We start from the raw sequence: 19,383 nt of genomic DNA on the forward strand, positions 1-19,383 counted from the left end.
ATTGGCTCCAAAGACGTGCTGTTCAGGACAGGGCTTTGCGCCGGGAAAATGCCTGGTGATATTGTTCGGCAACGTCGGAGGCGAATTTACGCCACCCAAAAAGGCTGACGGCGCGCGCCTTGCCGGCCGCCCCCAGACGCGTTGCGAGGTCGGGGTCGTCGAGTAGCCGTGAAATGGCGGCAGCCAGTGCAGCTTCGTCGCGCGGAGCGACGGTCAGACCTTCCAGACCGTCCCGGGCAACCCAGGGAACTCCAGTGGGCAGCTCCGTATTCACTACGGGAATACCGCTGCACATAGCTTCCAACTGGACTATTCCGAATGCTTCGGCTTCGTTGACCGACGGAAGGACGAACAGATCGGCGGCGCCGAAAGCCTGCCGTTGCTCTGCCCGCGACAGATATCCGGCAAAGGTCACGCGATCAGCCACGCCGGATGCGGTCGCGATGCCCCGTAATTCGGCTTCGAGCGGGCCGGTACCAGCGATCAGGAGGTGTGCGTCGACATGCCTGAGCGCCTTCAGGAGGACGTCGAAGCCCTTGTACGGCACCAGACGTCCGCAGGCGACAATCAGGCGCGAATGCTTCTGCCTGAGCTCGCTGATTGGCGCGGCGTCTTCCGGGGCCTGGTTGCACCAGAAATCCGTGTCGATGCCGTAGGGCGCCACCACGCATTTGCTGCTGTAGTTCGCCAAATACTCCGATTGCTCAACGATCGAGGGATGGGAGACGATGATGCAATCGGCCCGCTCGACAGATTTTTTCAGCAGCGGATGAAAAATCGGACGAAAGAGGTTCCTGCCGGTGATCTCCGCATGCCAGTGGATCACGAGAGCCTTGCTGTCGGGGATCCCGAGCAGCCCGATATCGACGAATGGAAAAGGCGCGTGAAATGCGATGACGTCGGCGTCTCTGACGCGCCGCAGGAACACTGGAATAAACCCCGGCGAGATGGGCAGCGAGCTGAATTGCGCCAGCGTTGTCGTCCGCTCGACCGGAAGACCGTCGACCTCAACCGTGTTCCCTAATCCGAAATAGCGGCAAACCAGCAATGAAGACGAATCGCCGTCAGGAGTTCCAGCCGTAATGCGCGCGATTGCTTCCACAATACCCCCGTGATGATCGGGCGTATAAACCTTGAAGGCGTGAAGAATTCGCATGAGATAAGCACACCATTCGCATCGCAAATGCGGTCTAATGCACATGATTCCAAATTCGACGCAATCAAAATCGGCTAGTTCCGACTATACAACCAAGGTCGCCCGGCCTCTACCGAAGGTTAGCGCTGCGCGAGTTTCAAGTCTCGCTCGGCCATCGTTCGTGCCAGTTCCGAAAAGGTCATGGCGGGACGCCAACCAAGTTCCCGCTGGGCTTTCGTCGCATTTCCCACCAGCGGCATTAGTTCGTTCGGACGATAAAAGTCCTTGTTGATCCGGACGATCGTGCGGCCTGTTTTGATATCGATCGCCCTCTCATCGATACCGACACCCTGCCACGCGAGATCGAGGCCAACCGTTTCGGCGACGATCTCGCAGAAGTCGCGCACCGAATGCGAACGGCCGGTCGCAAGCACGTAGTCGCTAGGCTTCTCGCTCTGCAGCATGCGCCACATTCCCTCAACGTAGTCAGCCGCAAAACCCCAATCCCGGCGGGCGTCCAGATTTCCGAGTTCGATGCAATCACGATTGCCCAGCGCAATTGCCGCGAAGCCGTGGGTTATCTTGCGCGTGACGAATTCAAGGCCGCGCAACGGACTTTCGTGATTGAACAGGATACCGCTGCAGGCAAACACGCCGTCGACATTGCGGAAATTGACCGTCATCCAGTGTGCGTAGAGCTTTGCCACTCCGTATGGACTTCGCGGACAGAAGGGAGTGGTTTCGGACTGCGGCGACTCGTTGGCGTCACCGAACATTTCCGATGTCGACGCCTGGTAAAACCGGATCAACGGGTTGAACTTGCGTACCGCCTCGAGGATTCGGGCCGCGCCCAGCGCGTCGGCGTCGCCGGTCAGGACCGGCGTTTGAAATGACGAACTCACGACGCTTTGCGCAGCCAGATTATAAATCTCGTCCGGCCGTTCGCGTTCAATGACCGAAAGAATGTTCGATGAGTCCAACAACTCAAGATCAGCGATCTTGACGTCACGATCGACACCGACCTCTCTCAGTCGCCAGATATCCCTTGCGGCAGCTGGACGCGATCCGCCGACGACGGCGTAGCCCTTACTCAGGAGAAGCCGCGCAAGATACGCGCCATCCTGTCCGGTAACACCTGTTATGAGCGCTCGCCGCGTCATCCTCTCAGATCGCTACGAGTGTTACTGGCCGCAACCAATCGCGGGGCAGGCATTCGTCAAATCGACGGCCGACCTCGTTCAGCAGTTGCGCAATGGAGCAGGTCGTCATAATTCTCGCTCTTTAAGCAACCTCGAACCATCGCGCAACCACCAAGCGCCCTCTTTTCCTTGCAATATCGGCTCGAACTGACTACTACCGGGCGAATTTTTCAATAACCCCGAAATGGAACGTATGCTTCAACAGAAGTCAATCCTGATCACGGGCGGCACCGGCTCGTTTGGTACCGAACTCGTCAAGGTTCTGCTGCGGGATCACGATCTCAAGAAGATCATCATCTATTCGCGCGACGAATACAAACAGGCGATGATGGCCCAATCATTGCCTGACAGCCGACTTCGCTTTTTCATCGGTGACGTGCGCGACCTCGCCCGGTTGACGATGGCGATGCGCGAGGTCGACTTGGTGGTTCACGCGGCCGCGATGAAGCATGTGCCGATCGCCGAATATAATCCTATGGAATGCGTGAAGACCAACATCATCGGTGCCGAAAACGTGGTCCAGGCCGCGATGAGCAATCGCGTTCCAAAGGTCATCGCGCTGTCCACCGACAAGGCCTGCAATCCGGTGAACCTTTACGGCGCCACCAAGCTCGCCTCGGACAAGATCTTCGTCGCGTCGAACAATCTGTCGGGCAGCACGGGAACCAGGTTTGCGGTCGTCCGCTACGGCAACGTGGTGGGATCGCGCGGCTCCGTCGTGCCGTTTTTTCGCGATCTCATCGCCAAAGGCACCGACCATCTGCCGATCACCGATCCGCGAATGACCCGCTTCTGGATCACGCTAGACAAGGGCGTCGATTTCGTTCTCAACAGCGCGGAGATGATGCAGGGCGGCGAGCTGTTCGTGCCGAAGATCAAATCGATGTCTATCGTCGATCTGGCGAAGGCCATGGCGCCCGGCATCCCGCAACGGGTCGTTGGCATCCGGCCGGGCGAAAAGCTCCACGAGGTGATGATCACCGAGGACGACGCACGCTTCACGGTCGAGATGGCGGACCGCTATATCGTTCAGCCGGCGCTTGCATGGTGGAGCTACAAGGGCTACGATGACAAGGGCAAAGCGGTCGCTGAGGATTTCCGATACGCCAGCGACAACAATCCGGACTGGCTCGACGCTGATGCGCTGAAGGTCATGCTCGACAATCCGACAAGCGTTCATGGCTAAGCCTTCCATTCCCTACGGCAAGCAGGTTATCGACCACGACGACATCGCGGCGGTAGACGAAGCCTTACGGTCGGCATGGCTGACCACCGGTCCCCGGGTCGGCGAGTTCGAACGTGCATTTGCAGAGTTTTGCGGAGCCGCGGAAGGCGTCGCGGTCAACAGCGGAACCGCGGCACTCCACGCCGCGATGCGCGCCCTCAAGATCGGCGCCGGCGACGAAGTCATCGTCCCCGCGATCACATTCGCCGCCTCCTCCAACGCAGTTGTCTATGAAGGCGGCACGCCGGTTTTCGCCGATATCGAGACCGATACGCTGCTGATCGATCCCGCCGACGTCGAAGCGAAGATTACCCCACGCACCAAGGCGATCGTTGCCGTCGACTATGGCGGACAGCCCGCCGATTATGATGCCCTGCGCGCGCTGGCGGCCAAGCGCGGCATCAAGATCGTGTCCGATGCCTGTCATGCACCGGGCGCGACCTACAAGGGCCGCCAGGTGGGAACCATCGCCGACCTCTCGGCCTTCTCGTTTCATCCGGTGAAACATCTCACGACCTGCGAAGGCGGAATGATCCTGACCGAGGATGCCGGGATGGCGCAGCACATGCGGCGCTTCCGCAATCATGGCATCGATTCCGACCATCGATCGCGGGAAAAAACCGGCACTTTCGCCTACGACATGGTCGAGATCGGCTACAATTACCGGCTGCCGGACATTCAATGCGCGCTGGGAATTTCGCAGCTGAAGCATTTGCCGCAGTGGCTGGTCAGGCGGCAGGCGATCGCTGCGCGGTATGACCAAATGTTTGCCAGCCTGCCGTTCGCGCGGCCGCTGGTGACGCATCCGGACCGTACCAACGCCTATCATCTGTATGTCATCCGCCTCGACCTCTCGGCTCTGAAGATCGACCGCCGCCGCGCCTTCGATCATCTCAGGGCGTCCGGGATCGGCGCCAACGTGCACTACGCCCCGGTCTACCATCACAGCTTCTATCGCGAGCGGTTTGGCTACCAGATTGGCCTGTGTCCTCGCGCCGAGGCGGTTTATCAGGAAATCCTGACATTGCCGATGTTCCCTACCATCACCGATGCAGAGATGGATTACGTCGTCGGGACCGTGAGCGAGCTCAGGAACCTTTCCTGACCCTAGGAGGCTCGACGTGCGCGCATTGTTCGTCACGAACCAGCTTAAGACCGAGTTTTATTCGCCGTGGGCGCGCGGCATGGAAGCTGCCGGCGCCGACATCTTCTGGATCAGCACGGGCGAACGCTGGACCAATTATCTCCTGGGCCAGGGCTGGGACCGCTCCAGCATCCTCGATCTGTCAGGACTGGGTTCGCGCTGGACCTCCCCCTTCAAGCCGACCGTGGAACAAAAATCCCGCATACAGCGCATCGACCAGGGCGCCGAGATCGGGCTCAAGAATGCGTTGATCATGGACCGCGAACTCGCCCTTAATCCAGGGTGGGACATCGAGGCCTACGGACAGGTCACCGCGCTGGAGATCGAGCGCTTCGTTCTCGACAACGACATTCGCTTTGCATTTGGCGAGGACACCTGGGCGCCGGAGATCATCACCTCGGCGGTGATGCGCGCCAACGGCAGACACTTCCACGCGCCTCATACGATCCGGATTCCGTCGGAGCGTTTTGCATTCTTCCCCGGTGTCTTTCAGAAGCGCATCGACGTTTTTTGCGAGCAACCGGGCGAAGAGCATCGGGCCATTGCGCGGCAGGCGCTCGAGAATTTACGAGAGCGCGGCGAACGTCCCTACTACTTTGCGCTCAACATGAATCAAAACCGGTTGCGCAAACACTGGCTCGACGAAGCCCGGCAAGCCATCATGCGGCCGGCGGCCGCGCGTTTCGATCACACCATGCCCTCGTTGCAGACGCGGATCGCGCGACGGCTCGCTTCCGTGCTATCCGAGACACTCGTAAGACGGCCTAGTACGTTTGATATCCCCCCGGAAACCGCTGAACGGCCGTTCGCGCTGTTTCTCTTGCAGAAACAGCCGGAGTCTTCCGTCGACGTCATCGGCGCGCCATTCACGAACCAATACGAGATCATTCAGGCACTGACCCGGCTGCTTCCGTTCGACTGGGAAATGTGGGTGAAAGAGCATCCGAACGCCATCGGCGATCGCACGCTCGCTTACTACCGCAATCTCAGGCGATTGCCGGGGGTACGCCTGATCGATCCGTTCGCCGACACCCATCGGCTGATTTCACGCGCGGGACTGACCATATCGATTTCCGGAACGGCGTGCCTCGAAGCCGGGCTATTGGGCAAGCCGGCTATCACGATCGCCGAGATGTACTTCGACAAAGTTCTGCTGCGCAACGGCTTCAATCCGTTTAAGGCCAGCCACGGCGACTTCGCGGGGATAGTCGATGAAGCCGCCACCATGATGGGATCGCCGACCGACGGCGGAATCGAAGACTATCTGGCCTGGAGTGTCGCGCAGTCCTTCCCGGGGATAATATCGGATCCCGCCAATGTCCCCTCGGTCATCAATCAGGAAAATATCCGCAACGTCGCGGATGCGACAATGAAGTTCCTGCAACGACTTTCACGATAGCCCGCCGTTGTGGCCGTGACCGACTTGTCTGCGCCGGCTGCTTCAACGCACAACAAGCAGAGCGAAAGACTAGTCCGGCCTCATTTTCCGAATGGCAAACGCAATCAGGTAGGTTGCGAGGCCTGCCACCAGACCAACGAGCACCACCACCAGCCCAGGCTTGGTCGACGAAGCGCTCCGCACCACGAATTGCGTCACGGCCGGTTCACGCAAGACTGCAAGTTGACCGGTCAAATCCGCGATCGTCCGCCGCGATTGCGTCACGGTCTGGCCTAAGCTCAGATAGGTCCGGGCGATGTCGGCCCGCAATTGTGGGAGCTCGACCATGCCGAGCCTCTGAGACAGGGCAAGTTGGCCACGTCTGCTCAAACCCATCCCCATATTGATCATCGTTTCGCCGGCGCCGGCGGAAGACGGCGAACCTTCAATCTGGTCAAGCCGCACGATTTCATCGGCAAGGTGGCGCGCCATCTCCTGGATCTTGACTTCGGACTTCTTCGCATCCGACGTGATTTCGGAGAAAACGGGCATGCTACTCGAAGCGAGCTTGAGCACCTCTTCTTCTGCCGCAAGCTTGTTTCTCAACCGCACTTTCGTGTGCTCGGACCGTGGCTTGATCCGATCGAGGATGCCATCCGCGATGAAACGATGAACAGCTGTGATACGTTCGATGCGGCTCTCTTCCGCCACCGACAGAATTCGGACGGTTCTTCCCGTGTCGACGACTGTGACGATCGCTTCCAACCTGAGCTGTATTACGCCCAAATTCTTGAGATCATCCGGCACCGGCGCGACAAGAACCTTGTCGCGAACATATTGCTCCGTCGATGCGACCGGCTCGAAAGTCTGAAAACCATCTTCGACTGCGTACTCGCCCACGGAAACGTCGGTCCGATACTCGTAGGTCGGAATTATTCCGACAGCATAATATGCGAGCGCTGCAGCGAGCCCGACCGTGCCCGCGATCCAGATAGATCTCCGTTCACTCGAATCCATCATCATCTGTTACGGCTCGCTACCATACCCGCCAGATCGACGCGCTCTCACTTCGATGCGCCCTAGTCACGCCACCACCTGGACCGCGGCTGTCCGTCTTCCGAGATACCATCTCGTTAGCAGCCAAATCCCGAAAAACCCAATATTGAGGATAACCGACGATGCCAAAAGGATGCCATTGACGATCGGAACCAGAAATATCTGGAAAATAAGAAGCGTGTAGAGAGGAAGCGCAAACAAGTCGCCGCGCTCGATGAGCCTGCGAATGCGCCCCGTGACGTACCCGAACGCAAAACCGTAAACGACGATCAGATACCCGAAGTCGATATAGGCGGGTCCCCAGAACGTGCTGAACAGTCCGGAAGTCGGATTGTGCGTCTCCAGATCGGAAACGGAGCCTGGACCCAGAATCGCCCGCTGCACCTGATCGTAAAGCGTGAATTGGTATTTGCCCCACAGCAAACTCGCGTCGGGACCTTTGGCCTGGACCAGATAAAAGAACTCGAACACGCCGTGCAGCGTGTATTGACCGACGCTCGTCACGTAGTAGAGGGCGTATCGTCCAAGATCGGGCAAGTCTCTCATGGTGGCGATAGTACCAGCGTCGAGCGGAACGAGCTTGGTATAGCCGGACATGCTCGCCAGCCTGTCCACCTGCACGCCCACGCTCTCGATGGCGCGTGACACAAAGAGATACATGGTAACCACGAATACAGCAGACACCAAGCCGAGAACACAGAGCACGTGTCGCCGCGAAACCGTGGGAACGGTTAGCAGCCAGCTGATGATCGCCAGCCCGGCGACGAGGAACAGGACCGACCGGCCGCCATAGACAAATGAGAAAAGTGGATTGATGCAGAACGGGATCAGGGCTGCGACCAGCATCCCATTGTAACGCCCGCTCCGAAACAGCACCACGGCCACAACTCCGCCCGTCAGGATTGCCGGCGACAAGCCAAAATAGAGCCCGGAGAACAAATTCGAACCGTTGACTTCCATTTTCAGGCGCGCGTCGGCGAGGGACGTAGCTTGCAGAATGCCGCGATAGGCCACCAGATCAACCGTCTTGGCGACGATCGCCACCGCTCCGGCGACAATGAGACAAAGCAGGATCAGGCGAACGTCACGTTCGTCGAAAACAAGGCGTTGAGCTGGAATCCGAAGATCGGATTTCGACGATGACGCGAACGACAATCCGAGCCAAAGCGCGACATTCGCAGAGATGAACAAGGTCACCGTCTCGAACGTGCCATAGAACACTACCGAGACTGGCATCAGCAGAAGGCAGACAAGCCAGCACGACCATGCCCCGAATAGGGCGCGTTCGGGAGTTACGCGGGTGGTATGGAAAACGAACTGTTCCATGCTCAGGCTATTTGAAGGACGGCACCGTAGAATCGAGAGCGGCGCGGATTGAGACAGATACATCCTATCGCGATCGATGTCACCACGTGGCCAAGCCACGGCTCATAGTTGTCCTTGTCGAATTCTCGCGATCTCGTCGTCCCTGTTCCGCAAGCTGAACAAAAACCGAGTCTCGAACGATTGGCCGAGCGCTGACTTCAAAAGTCGACCAAGCCGATTGCGATGATTTCTCGGGTTTCCGTTTCGCGTTCACCTGCGACCATCGGAACGAGATCAAATTCATTGGCTGGTCGAGGCCGGGATGATGGCCAATATTCGCACGCCTCGTGCCGTTGCCAAGTTTCGATTGGCGCTCGAAATCACCCCGAAAAGAGGCGTCTCCGCTACCGAGAAACCCATGTGAAGAAAACGGAGATAGTTGGGAGATTTCGTGACGTGGCTCCACGCGATCGACCCGCGCAAAGCGAACGAATCGCTCAAACAATAGGAGGCCGCCGCCGAAACCCCGGGGAAACCGCGTCATTTCGACGATTCCTATTTTGGTATGACTCTCACTCCCACGTTCTACGCGGCATCATAAGCAACACTTGGACTCGGACGACTATCCCCGGTTTGATTAGCAACCATATGAAGGTGGTCCAATATCGCTCAGTTAAAAAATCGCCACCTGCCTTTTCCAGCTGGTGGCGATGATCGCGTGATTCAAGCCGTCAGATTATTGCTGACCGGTCGGATTGCTGGGGCTTCCGATCGGGGAGATCGTGCCGCCCGCACCACTGCCTGTATACGTCGGCTGCGCCTGCCCTCCAGCACCGAAGAGACACTGCCTACACGTAGGCTGCTCATGCGGAAATTCTCAAGGCCGCTTGTTACGGCAACGGTCGTTCCGGCCGTCGAGGCAGAAACGGATTGGACGCTTTCGGTATATTCCTCGGTGGGCTCAAGCGCGCCGTTGAGCTGGGGCTGATCCGTGGTCGAGGTCTGATTGGGGGGCGGGGTTTGGCTGGCCGGAGCAGGAATGAAATTGAAGGCTTCCGCCTCCACCGCGTCTGAAGTGGCGTCGGGTTGACCCGGCAGATCCATGATGGATTTGGATTTCATCGCCTAGCACTTGTCCCAAACAAGGATCGGACCCGTCTCTTCCCGGACAGCCAAACGCCCCTTATGCCGCACCACCGGGAATTGACATTGCGGAACCATACTACTCAAATCGCGAATGTTCATGCTTTCCATACCATGCTTCCGGCGCGGAAATTTGACGTATCGAATCGGAACGCAAATCGATCCACTTCGGTCCAGGTGACACCCTTCGCGGGTTCCGATGGAATCCCCCAAGGACAAGCCGGCGCCAGGCCCGAGGGGCATTCCTGGCGCAGGCCAACCAGGCTGGCCGGCCAAACCCGGAACCGGCAGTTGGAATTTCCGGCCAAATTGTCTAAGTCAGGTGGCGGCTGCCCTTTCCCCGCGAAATCCCAGAAAAAGAAGGTTTCTCAATGCCTTTCCCCCGCGCCTCGCAGGCCCTTACCCGCTTCACCGTGCTCGATCTGACCCGCGTCCGTTCCGGGCCCACCTGCGTGCGGCAACTGGCGGATTGGGGCGCCAATGTCATCAAGATCGATGCGCTGCTGGAAGACGCGACCGGGGAACAGCCGGGCGGCCCGCGCCAGGGTTCTGACTTCCAGAATTTGCACCGCAACAAGCGGGCGATGACACTGAATCTGAAGGACCCCAAGGGCCTCGAAGTGTTCAAGCGCCTCGCCGAACAGGCCGACGTCGTGGTCGAGAACTTCCGCCCCGACGTCAAGGCCAAGCTCGGGATCGACTATGAGAGCCTGCGCCAGATCAACACGCGCATCGTCTATGGCAGCATCTCCGGCTTCGGCCAGGACGGTCCCTACCACAAGCGGCCCGGCTTCGATCAGATCGCGCAGGGCATGGGCGGGCTGATGTCGGTCACCGGCGCGCCGGGCGAAGGGCCGATGCGGGTCGGCATCCCCGTCGCCGACCTCACCGCCGGGCTGTTCTGTGCCATCGGCATCCTCACGGCACTGCTGGAACGCGACGTCTCTGGCCAGGGCCAGTGGGTGCAGACCTCGCTGCTGCAGGCCCAGATCTTCATGCTCGACTTCCAGGCCTCGCGCTGGCTGATGGAAAAGGAAGTCGCCAAGCAGGCCGGCAACAACCACCCGACCAGCATTCCGACCGGCGTGTTCAAGACCTCCGACGGCTACATCAACATCGCCACCACAGGCGGGCGAATCTGGGAGCGCTGCGCGCAGGCGATCGGCGCGCCCGAACTCGTCACCGATCCGGATTACGCCACGGCGCCGTTACGCTCGAAGAACCGCGACGCGCTGAACGCCGTGATCGACAGACTGACGCAGAGGAAGTCCACGGAAACCTGGGTCAACGAGCTCAACGCCGCCGGCGTGCCCTGCGGCCCGATCTACTCGATCGACCAGATGTTCGACGATGCCCAGGTCAAGCATCTCGGCATCGCGCAACACGTTCCCAACGACGAGAACCGGCAGATCCAGCTTGTCGGCCAGCCGGTGACGCTGTCGCGCACGCCGAGTTCGATGGCCGTGCGCCCGCCGGAATTCGGCGAGCAGACAGAGGAAGTGCTTGCCGAGTTCGGCTTCGGCAACGACGAAATCGCGGAGCTGCGCCAGCGCAAGGTAGTGTAATCGCAGCGGCCGGCCCGGCCAGCGCAACTGGGTGCGTTCGCCGATTGGCCGAGTTGGTCGCCTTCCCGATGATGGAGCCATCCTATGCCTCGCCGCCGTTCAAGCTGGTGATCGCCGCAGTTGCCGTCTTTCGTCAGAACGCCGCCGCGATTTGCAGCGGGCGCGTTGAGATCGCCACGCCCTTCCAGCAATCGACACCTGATTGGCCTTGCGTACCTATTTGAACGCCAGATTCACTATGCATCGACAACCGAAGATCGTCACAATAGCTCTTATTTTGACGGCGGCACCACGATGACGTTCCATGCCGTCGCCGCACCGGCGATACCGAGCGTAAACCGACGGGTGGTGACCACCATGCGTTCGCCATTGGCGGCATGGAGCTTCATCCAGGCTTCACATTTGTCCAGCTTCCAGTCGCCGGTCTCGCAGACCCCGATGAAGCCGGAATGTTTGGCTTCCTCGAGCGAGGTCAGGCCTGACGACCACAGCTCGTCCGGCGTCAGCGGCGCCGGATGATCGGGGCTGTAAAAGGTGATGGGCTCGCCGGTATCGGTATAGGCCGCAACGACCGGCCAGCGCGAATGAAACCGGGATTGCCACACGTCGGTCAGTTCGCGAGCCAGTTCGGAACGCGCGCGATAGGTCGCACCTTCATTGCGCTTCTGATCCAGTTCATAGGCGACGATCTTCGGCGAGGCCGCGAGCACCGCGAGCGAAATCACCAGCCAGGTCGCCGTGAGGCTCGACAGCGCGATCTGCCGCACCCGCACCGCGGGTATCGCGACCAGCGCCAGCGGCACCAGGAAGAATAGCGGGATGCCCCAATCGGTCTTAATGTAGATATGGAATATCACCGCGCCGATCGGCGGCCCGAGCGCCACAATGACCTGGACGATCCAGACGTTGAGCGCCTGGGAAAGGTCTACGCCGGAGTTTGCGCCGCGCGACCAGAACGGAAAGAGCTTCCAGCGGCGCGACGGCCATGCCAGCGCAATCGCCGCCAGCACCACCGGCACCACCACCAGCGCAAGGTTATGGCCGACATAGCCGAGCGCGAGATCATGGATCAGCGCGCGGTCGGTGATGGTGTAACTGTCGCCGGCATAGGTCAGTGCTATAAAATTCACCTGCTTCAGCCATATGAAATGCGGGATCATCGCCACCACCAGCGTGGCGATCGCGACCCACGGCGCCGGCGAACGCAGGAACTGCAAACGTGCCGGGTGAATCAGCGCGGCCAGACCAATGGCGCCGATCATGGTCAGCACCCAGTATTTGGTCATCAGCGCCAGCGCGCCGGCCAGCCCGAGCCAGATGCCCGATTTCGCGCTGCGTTTTTCAAACGCGTCGAGATAGGCCAGCATCAAGAGCGGCAGCGTCACCAGCTGCAGGATATCCGGATTGTATTTGAAGCCCTTGAAATTGAAGATCGGATAGAGCGCGAGCATCACCACGACCAAGAAGGCGCGGCGGTGGTCGACCACGCGCAGTGCCAGCAGCCAGCAGATCACGAGCCCGCACCCCAGCGTCGTCATCGCCAGCGCGTAGGTTGCCCAGTCCTTGACCGGAAAGACCATGAACCAGACGCCGGCGACCCAGCCCGACAGCGGCGGGTGCTTGCCATAGCCGAGCAGGAACTTCTGGCCCCAGGCGTAGGCCTCTGCCACGTCCATATGGACGTCCTGGCCGGTCTTCAGGTTGACCAGAATCAGGGTCCACAGCGCGGCATGGACCGCGGCAAAGCCGATCACCAGCCACAGGCTGGCCTTGGGACCGATGGCGCGCGAGGCCAGCCATGCTCCGAGCCGCCGGAGCGAGGGAAAGCGCCTGCCGCGGGAGGCCGCGGGCAAAAGGGATGCAGTCGACATACTAGCGTGCGTAGCGCGTTTTTTGCTGCTGTGGAATCGGTCAGGCGGGAAGAATCCCTTGAAACATCAATTTTCACTAGACTAGAGCGAGGTCAGGCCGAAAGACGGTACCTTGGGTGCGTGTCGACAACGGCTTTGCCGAATGCGCTCTCTGCGAAAATCTCTATCGAATAAGTCAGTCATCCATCCGCTATGCCTCGCCGATCGATTGCTCCGTTGAAATGAGATGAAAACATCTATGTCCTCGTCGGCCGCAACATTTGCGTGAGGCCACCGAACGTTCTGTCGATGATGGGCCAGAACAGCAGCAGGATCGCGAGCGTCGTGATCGATCCGACCAAGCCGTTCGACCAGAACACCTTCATGGCGCCGCCGGAGCCGATCATCGACAGCCGGAACGCATCCTCGGCACGGTTGCCGAGCACCAGCGCCAGCGTAAGCGGCGCCAGCGGAATGCCGATCTTCTTGAAGACGTAACCGACGACGCCGAAGCCGAGCATCAGCCAGATGTCGAACATCGCGTTCTGGATCGCGTAGGCGCCGATCGCGCAGGACACCACGATCATCGGGGCGACCGCAGCGAACGGTACCCGCAGGATCGAGGCAAAGATCGGTACCGTGGTCAGCACCAGCACCAGGCCGACCACGTTACCGAGATACATCGAGGCGATCAGGCCCCAGACGAAATCCTTGTGCTCGACGAACAGCAGCGGCCCCGGGTTGAGGCCCCACACCATCAGGCCGCCCAACAAAATCGCCGCGGTGCCGGAGCCGGGAATGCCGAGCGCGAGCATCGGCAGCAGCGCTGCGGTACCCGACGCATGCGCCGCGGTTTCCGGCGCGAACACGCCCTCGATGCGGCCCTTGCCAAAGCTGTCCGGGTCCTTGGAGAAGCGCTTGGCAAGGTTGTACCCCATGAACGAGGCGGCAATGGCCCCGCCCGGCGTGATGCCGAGCCAGCAGCCGATGAAGGACGAGCGCAGCAGCGTCACCCAGTATTTCGGCAGGTCCTTCCAGACCGCCAGCACCACGCGCAGGGAGATGCCGGCGGCGTGGCCGCGCAGCGCCAGACGCTCCTCCATCGTCAGCAGGATTTCGCTGATGCCGAACAGGCCGATGACCGCGACCAAGAAATTGATGCCGCGCAACAGTTCGGTGGAGCCGAAGGTCATGCGCAACTGACCGGACACGGTGTCCATGCCGATGCCGGCGAGTAGCAGGCCGAGCGACATCGAAATGACGGTCTTGTGCTTGGCCTCGCGGCCGAGGCCGACGAAGGAGCAGAAGGTGAGCAGATAAACCGCGAAGAATTCAGGCGGTCCGAATTTCAGCGCGAAGGACGAAATCATCGGCGCCAGAAACGTGATCAAGAGCACCGCGACCAGCGAGCCGATAAAGGACGAGGTGAAAGCCGCCGTCAGCGCTTCCGCCGCCCTGCCCTGTTGCGCCATCGGATAGCCGTCGAAAGTGGTCGCGACCGACCAGGCTTCACCGGGAATGTTGAACAGGATCGAGGTGATGGCGCCACCGAACAGCGCGCCCCAGTAGATGCAGGACAGCATCACGATCGCCGAGGTCGGATCCATGGTAAAGGTCAGCGGCAAGAGGATCGCCACGCCGTTGGGGCCGCCGAGGCCCGGCAGCACGCCGACGAAAATGCCGAGCACCAGCCCGACCATCATCAGCAGCATCGTCTTCCAAGTCAGCAGAACGGAAAAGCCGTGCACGAGCAGACCGAAAGCTTCCATTATTCAGGTCCCGTCGATCTGTTAGTGGCCGAAGGCCGCTTCGAGCGGCCCCTTCGGCATGATGACGTCGAAGGCGATGTCGAAGGTCACGAACATCACCGCAGTGAAGATCAAGGCGGTCAGCAGCGACTTCCACAGCGCGATCTTGCCGACCATCCGCATGAAGCCTGCGATCAAGAGGAAGCTTGCGACATAGAGCCCGAGATATTGCGTGGCGAGGCAGAACAGGAAGGTCGGCACGAACACGGCCATGACGCGGCGAAGCTGCGCCCGGGTGACGAAAACTTCCGCGGCTTCCTTGCGCGACAGGAAAGCCGTCGCGAGGCCGTAGAGGCTGGCGCCGCCGAGGATCACCGAGAGATAGAACGGAAAATAACCGGGCTGCGGACCGGTCGAATCCCAGGCCGCCCCGGTGCGCCAGTTGTCCCATCCGAGCGTCACGGCCAGCGCGAGCAGCAACAGCGACACCACGACATCGACAACGCCGGTCGACGTCACCGCCGGCGAATCCGCCTCCGGTGCGGTCGGGTCGTCGACGACAATTTCGATATCGGTATTGGACATGGATCACGCTTATCCCGGCAGGTTCGCTCCGGCAGAGGGGATAGCGTGCTGGTATACCAAGCGTCAATGAGGTCAGGCGCGCTCCGGAAACGCGCTCGCAAGTGCAGCACGATCGGGCCGCAACACGCCGCGCTCGGTGATCAGGCCCGTCACCAGCCTGGCCGGCGTGACATCGAAGCCATAATTGGCGACCGGCGAGCCCGCCGGCACCACGCGCACGGTTTCGATGCGCCCGTCGGCGGTGCGGCCGGTCATGGTAGCGACCTCGTCGGCGGCGCGCTGCTCGATTGGGATCTGCTTGATCCCATCATCGATACTAAAGTCGATGGTCGGCGACGGCAGCGCGACATAGAACGGGACGCCATTGTCGTATGCTGCGAGCGCCTTCAGATAGGTTCCAATCTTGTTGCAGACGTCGCCATTGGCGGTCACCCGGTCGGTTCCGACGATCGCGAGATCGACCATGGCGTGCTGCATCAGATGGCCGCCGGTGTTGTCGGCGATCACCGTGTGCGGAACGCCGTGGTGGCCGAGTTCCCAGGCCGTGAGCGAAGCGCCTTGATTGCGCGGCCGGGTTTCGTCGACCCAGACGTGAATCTTCAGGCCACGATCATGCGCCAGATAGATCGGCGCCGTCGCGGTGCCCCAATCGACCGTCGCCAGCCATCCGGCGTTGCAATGGGTCAGGATGTTGATCGTCTCGCCCGGCGCCTTGGCCGCGGCGATCGCCTCGATCAGCGCCAGCCCGTGCCGGCCGATCTCGCGGTTGATCGCGACATCCTCCTCGGCGATCTCGGTGGCGCGGGCATAGGCGACATGTGCACGCTCGGAGGGCGGCCGCGCCCTGATCGCATGCACCATTTCATCAAGCGCCCATTTCAGATTGATCGCGGTCGGCCGCGTCGCGATCAGCAATTCGTAGGCGCGACTGATGCCGGCGTCGGAACGATCGTCGCGGACCGCCAGCGCCATGCCGTAAGCGGCGGTCGCACCGATCAACGGCGCGCCGCGCACCAGCATGGTGCGGATCGCGTCTGCGGCTGCTTGCGCGGTCTCGATACGCGCAATGACGAATTCATGCGGCAGACGCCGCTGGTCGATCGCGCCGACCGACCAGCCGTCCGGCTCCAGCCAGATACTGCGGAAATGCCGGCCGTCGACCTTCATAGCCGCAACACCCGTCCGGCCACCGCGTCGAGCCTTCTCAGCAGTTGCGGATCGCGTGCATCCGGCGCCGTGATCAGAGCCGTATCGAGCGCCCGGTCCGAACCGACGGGACACGGCTCATGCGTGCGCGGGAAATCGCGGGCCAGGCGCGCCACCAGCGCCCTCGCCCTCTCGGCATTTGAGTTCAGCACGCGAATGATATCCTGCACGGTGACGGCGTCATGATCGGGATGCCAGCAATCGAAATCGGTGACCATCGCCACGCTGGCGTAACAGATCTCGGCCTCGCGGGCGAGTTTCGCCTCGGGCATGTTGGTCATGCCGATCACCGAATAGCCCTGCGCCTTGTAGGTCAGGCTCTCGGCGAGCGAGGAGAACTGCGGACCTTCCATGCAAACGTAGGTGCCGCCGTGCACCGCCGCGATGCCTTCGGCTTTGGCTGCCGCCGCCAGATGCACGTGCAACCGCGGCGATACCGGATGAGCCATAGAGACATGGGCGACGCAGCCTCTGCCGAAGAACGAGCTCTCGCGCTTGTGGGTGCGGTCGACGAATTGATCGACCAGCACGAAGGTGCCGGGCGGCAGCTCCTCCCTGAACGAGCCGCAGGCCGAGAGCGAAATCAGGTCGGTGACCCCGGCCCGCTTCAGGACGTCGATATTGGCTCGGTAGTTGATGTCGGAAGGCGACAGCACATGTCCCTTGCCGTGCCGCGGCAGGAACGCGATCGGCAGGCCTGCGATCACGCCGCGCGTGAGCGCGGCGGATGGTTCGCCCCAGGGGCTTTCGATGACCTCGTCACGAACGTCTTCCAGCCCCGGCAGGTCGTAGATGCCGGATCCGCCGATGATGCCAAGAACAGCATTGGTAACGGCACTGGTCATGGGTACTCCCGATCAACTCGTCACAGCAGATGTTCGACTATACTGCGACGCAATAATCAAGCATTCTCCGCAGGCTACAAGGGATCTTGAAATGCCGACCACAAACGACAGGGAAAAGCGCCAATCCATCGTCGACGCCTGCCGCAGCCTGAATGCGCTGGGAATCAATCAGGGCACCTCGGGCAATATCAGCCTGCGCCATGACAACGGCCTGCTGATCACGCCGACCAGCGTGCCCTACGAGACGATGCAGCCCGAGCAGATCGTATTCATGGCTCTGGACGGCTCGCACGATCCCGCACAGCGCCCGTCGAGCGAGTGGCGGTTTCACCTCGATATCCTGCGGGCCCGGCCCGAGGTCAACGCCGTGGTCCACGCGCATCCGCCCTATTCGACGATCCTGGCGATCATGAATCTCGAGATCCCGCCGATCCATTACATGATCGCCTGCGCCGGCGGCGACACCATCCGCGTCGCGCCCTATGCGACCTTCGGCACGCAGGAGCTGTCGGAGCACGCTGTGCGCGCGCTCGAGGGTAGACAGGCCTGCCTGCTCGAACATCACGGCATGATCGCGGTCGGGCCGTCGCTGTCGAAGGCGATGTGGCTCGCGGTCGAGGTCGAGGCGCTGGCGCGGCAATACCATGGCTGCCTGCAGATCGGCACGCCGCGACTGCTTCCAAAGCAGGAGATCCAGAACGTTCTCGGCAGGATCGCAGGATACGGTCCTGCCGATAAGTAACATGGCCGGAAATCGGCCGGCGTTGCCGATGGCGTTACTTCGCGACGAAACCCGCTTCGTTCATCAGCGAGGCATTGAGCTTGTCGTCGTCCTCGAGGAATTGCACCATATCCTTGCCGGTCAGGAAGATCGGCTTCAGCGCCTGCTTCTCCATGTAGTCCCTGTATTCGGACGTCTGCGTCACCTTCTGGAACAGCTCGACATAGAACGCCTGCTGTTCCGGCGTCACCTTGCCGGGCAGGAACATCGCGCGCAGCATCAGGTACTGCACGTCGAGCCCTTCCTCCTTGCAGGTCGGGATGTCGTTCCAGGATTGCGTCTCGGTGACCTTGGTCTTGTAAGCGATGCGCTCCTTGTCGAACACGCAGAGCGCGCGGACCTGGCCGGCGCGCCAGACCTCGAGGTTTTCAGAGGGGTTGTTGACGTTGGATTCGGTGTGATTGCCGACCAGTTGCGTCGCCGCCTCGCCGCCGGACTTGTACGGCAGATAGGAGAATTTCGCCCCGGTCTTCTGCTCCATGAATACGGTCAGCACGTGATCCTCGCGCTTGGAGCCGGTGCCGCCCATCTTGAACGGCGCGCTGGCAGCCTTCGCGGCCGCGATGAATTCCTTCACGCTTTTCGGGCCCTCCGCGTTGTCCCATAACACGAATTGATCGAGCGCGATCACCGACACCGGCGTCAGCTCTCGCCAGTTGAACGGAATTTTCGCAGACAGCGGCAGCATGTAGATCAGGGAGTAAGCGATCAGGACCTTGTTGGCGTCGCCGTCGCTGGACTTCATGTACATCAGCGCCTCCGCGCCGGACGCGCCACCCTTCAGCGACACCACCATCGGCTGCTTCATCAGATTGTTCTTCTGGATCGCCGCTTGCATCATCCGCGCCATCTGGTCGGAAGCGCCGCCGGCGCCCGCCGCGACCACGATTTCGACCGGCTTGGTCGGCTCCCAGGCGGCAAAAGCCGGCGCGCTGGCGATCATGGCCGTCAAGGCGGCGGCGGCTTTCAGAATATGTCCCACGCGCGTCTTCCCTATACGAATTGTTTGATTTGCGAACGGGTTGCAGGTCTCGCGATAATGCTGGGTTAGTTGCAGTAGTTCAAGCCGAACCCGCGATCGGCCTATATGACTTTCGCGGTATTATGGCGCAAACGCCACAAGCAATTTGAACGGCCTCGCTTACGTCTCCGGCAAAGGAGACGACCATGCCGTTACGACCAACCAACGACCACCAGACTCGCCCGGCCATCAACACG

17 protein-coding genes are annotated in these 19,383 nt (G+C 60.8%); 6 read left to right on the top strand and 11 right to left on the bottom strand.

Annotated features, from left to right (window positions below; genetic code table 11):
* Positions 1-22: 22 nt before the first annotated feature.
* Together BLS26_RS06830 and gmd are read right to left on the bottom strand one after the other, a co-directional pair.
* Positions 23-1,156 (bottom strand): glycosyltransferase, encoded by a 1,134-nt coding sequence (locus tag BLS26_RS06830; protein ID WP_172804560.1) that lies wholly within the window; start codon positions 1,154-1,156, stop codon positions 23-25.
* A 119-nt stretch (positions 1,157-1,275) separates the two neighbouring features.
* On the bottom strand, positions 1,276-2,295 hold the full coding sequence (gene gmd / locus BLS26_RS06835; RefSeq protein ID WP_092509576.1) for a GDP-mannose 4,6-dehydratase: 1,020 nt from the start codon (positions 2,293-2,295) through the stop codon (positions 1,276-1,278).
* Positions 2,296-2,527: 232 nt separating this feature from the next.
* Here gmd and pseB point away from each other — a divergent pair, with 232 nt between their 5' ends.
* From pseB to BLS26_RS06850, 3 genes are read left to right on the top strand one after another with little or no spacing between them, the layout of a single operon-like run.
* Positions 2,528-3,520, top strand: coding sequence for a UDP-N-acetylglucosamine 4,6-dehydratase (inverting) (gene pseB / locus BLS26_RS06840; RefSeq protein ID WP_197681317.1), 993 nt, complete (start codon positions 2,528-2,530; stop codon positions 3,518-3,520).
* Complete coding sequence (pseC, locus tag BLS26_RS06845; RefSeq protein WP_092509580.1) at positions 3,513-4,664, top strand: UDP-4-amino-4,6-dideoxy-N-acetyl-beta-L-altrosamine transaminase; 1,152 nt, start codon at positions 3,513-3,515, stop codon at positions 4,662-4,664. The genes pseB and pseC overlap by 8 nt, the downstream gene beginning before the upstream one ends.
* A gap of 16 nt (positions 4,665-4,680) precedes the next feature.
* Complete coding sequence (locus BLS26_RS06850) at positions 4,681-6,102, top strand: hypothetical protein (protein WP_092509582.1); 1,422 nt, start codon at positions 4,681-4,683, stop codon at positions 6,100-6,102.
* 69 nt (positions 6,103-6,171) lie between these two features.
* On the opposite strand, the gene BLS26_RS06855 is transcribed toward BLS26_RS06850, so the two are convergent.
* From BLS26_RS06855 to BLS26_RS35560, 3 genes are all read right to left on the bottom strand, one after another.
* A complete protein-coding gene (locus BLS26_RS06855) occupies positions 6,172-7,104 on the bottom strand; it encodes a hypothetical protein (protein WP_092509584.1) in 933 nt (310 codons plus the stop codon).
* Positions 7,105-7,164: 60 nt separating this feature from the next.
* Complete coding sequence (locus BLS26_RS06860; protein WP_157676349.1) at positions 7,165-8,463, bottom strand: O-antigen polymerase; 1,299 nt, start codon at positions 8,461-8,463, stop codon at positions 7,165-7,167.
* Positions 8,464-9,165: 702 nt separating this feature from the next.
* Positions 9,166-9,564, bottom strand: a complete 399-nt coding sequence (locus tag BLS26_RS35560; protein ID WP_157676351.1) for a hypothetical protein — start codon at positions 9,562-9,564, stop codon at positions 9,166-9,168.
* A 392-nt stretch (positions 9,565-9,956) separates the two neighbouring features.
* Here BLS26_RS35560 and BLS26_RS06865 point away from each other — a divergent pair, with 392 nt between their 5' ends.
* Together BLS26_RS06865 and BLS26_RS35565 are read left to right on the top strand one after the other, a co-directional pair.
* The gene (locus BLS26_RS06865; RefSeq protein WP_092509588.1) at positions 9,957-11,150 is read left to right on the top strand and encodes a CaiB/BaiF CoA-transferase family protein; all 1,194 of its coding nucleotides are present in this window, start codon (positions 9,957-9,959) and stop codon (positions 11,148-11,150) included.
* A gap of 44 nt (positions 11,151-11,194) precedes the next feature.
* Positions 11,195-11,374 carry a hypothetical protein gene (locus BLS26_RS35565; protein WP_157676353.1) on the top strand — a complete coding sequence of 60 codons (180 nt, stop codon included), beginning with the start codon at positions 11,195-11,197 and terminating at the stop codon, positions 11,372-11,374.
* A gap of 48 nt (positions 11,375-11,422) precedes the next feature.
* Here the strand turns inward: BLS26_RS35565 and BLS26_RS06870 are convergent, their stop codons facing one another.
* The 5 genes from BLS26_RS06870 to BLS26_RS06890 all read right to left on the bottom strand — a co-directional run bounded on the left by BLS26_RS06870 (position 11,423) and on the right by BLS26_RS06890 (position 17,384).
* The gene (locus tag BLS26_RS06870) at positions 11,423-13,021 is read right to left on the bottom strand and encodes a glycosyltransferase family 39 protein (protein ID WP_092509590.1); all 1,599 of its coding nucleotides are present in this window, start codon (positions 13,019-13,021) and stop codon (positions 11,423-11,425) included.
* Positions 13,022-13,257: 236 nt separating this feature from the next.
* Positions 13,258-14,769 (bottom strand): tripartite tricarboxylate transporter permease, encoded by a 1,512-nt coding sequence (locus BLS26_RS06875; protein ID WP_092509592.1) that lies wholly within the window; start codon positions 14,767-14,769, stop codon positions 13,258-13,260.
* 21 nt (positions 14,770-14,790) lie between these two features.
* Positions 14,791-15,333 carry a tripartite tricarboxylate transporter TctB family protein gene (locus tag BLS26_RS06880; RefSeq protein WP_092509594.1) on the bottom strand — a complete coding sequence of 181 codons (543 nt, stop codon included), beginning with the start codon at positions 15,331-15,333 and terminating at the stop codon, positions 14,791-14,793.
* A 72-nt stretch (positions 15,334-15,405) separates the two neighbouring features.
* Entirely contained in the window at positions 15,406-16,500 is a 1,095-nt protein-coding gene (gene mtnA, locus BLS26_RS06885; RefSeq protein WP_092509596.1) for an S-methyl-5-thioribose-1-phosphate isomerase, read from the bottom strand.
* The gene (locus tag BLS26_RS06890; protein WP_092509598.1) at positions 16,497-17,384 is read right to left on the bottom strand and encodes an S-methyl-5'-thioadenosine phosphorylase; all 888 of its coding nucleotides are present in this window, start codon (positions 17,382-17,384) and stop codon (positions 16,497-16,499) included. The genes mtnA and BLS26_RS06890 overlap by 4 nt, the downstream gene beginning before the upstream one ends.
* Positions 17,385-17,475: 91 nt before the next feature.
* Between BLS26_RS06890 and BLS26_RS06895 the strand changes: the two genes are divergently transcribed.
* A complete protein-coding gene (locus BLS26_RS06895) occupies positions 17,476-18,126 on the top strand; it encodes a class II aldolase/adducin family protein (protein ID WP_092509600.1) in 651 nt (216 codons plus the stop codon).
* Between the two features lie 34 nt (positions 18,127-18,160).
* Here the strand turns inward: BLS26_RS06895 and BLS26_RS06900 are convergent, their stop codons facing one another.
* Positions 18,161-19,108 (bottom strand): Bug family tripartite tricarboxylate transporter substrate binding protein, encoded by a 948-nt coding sequence (locus BLS26_RS06900; RefSeq protein ID WP_371360916.1) that lies wholly within the window; start codon positions 19,106-19,108, stop codon positions 18,161-18,163.
* Positions 19,109-19,383 lie beyond the last annotated feature (275 nt).

This window comes from Afipia sp. GAS231 (assembly GCF_900103365.1).
GTDB lineage: Bacteria > Pseudomonadota > Alphaproteobacteria > Rhizobiales > Xanthobacteraceae > Bradyrhizobium.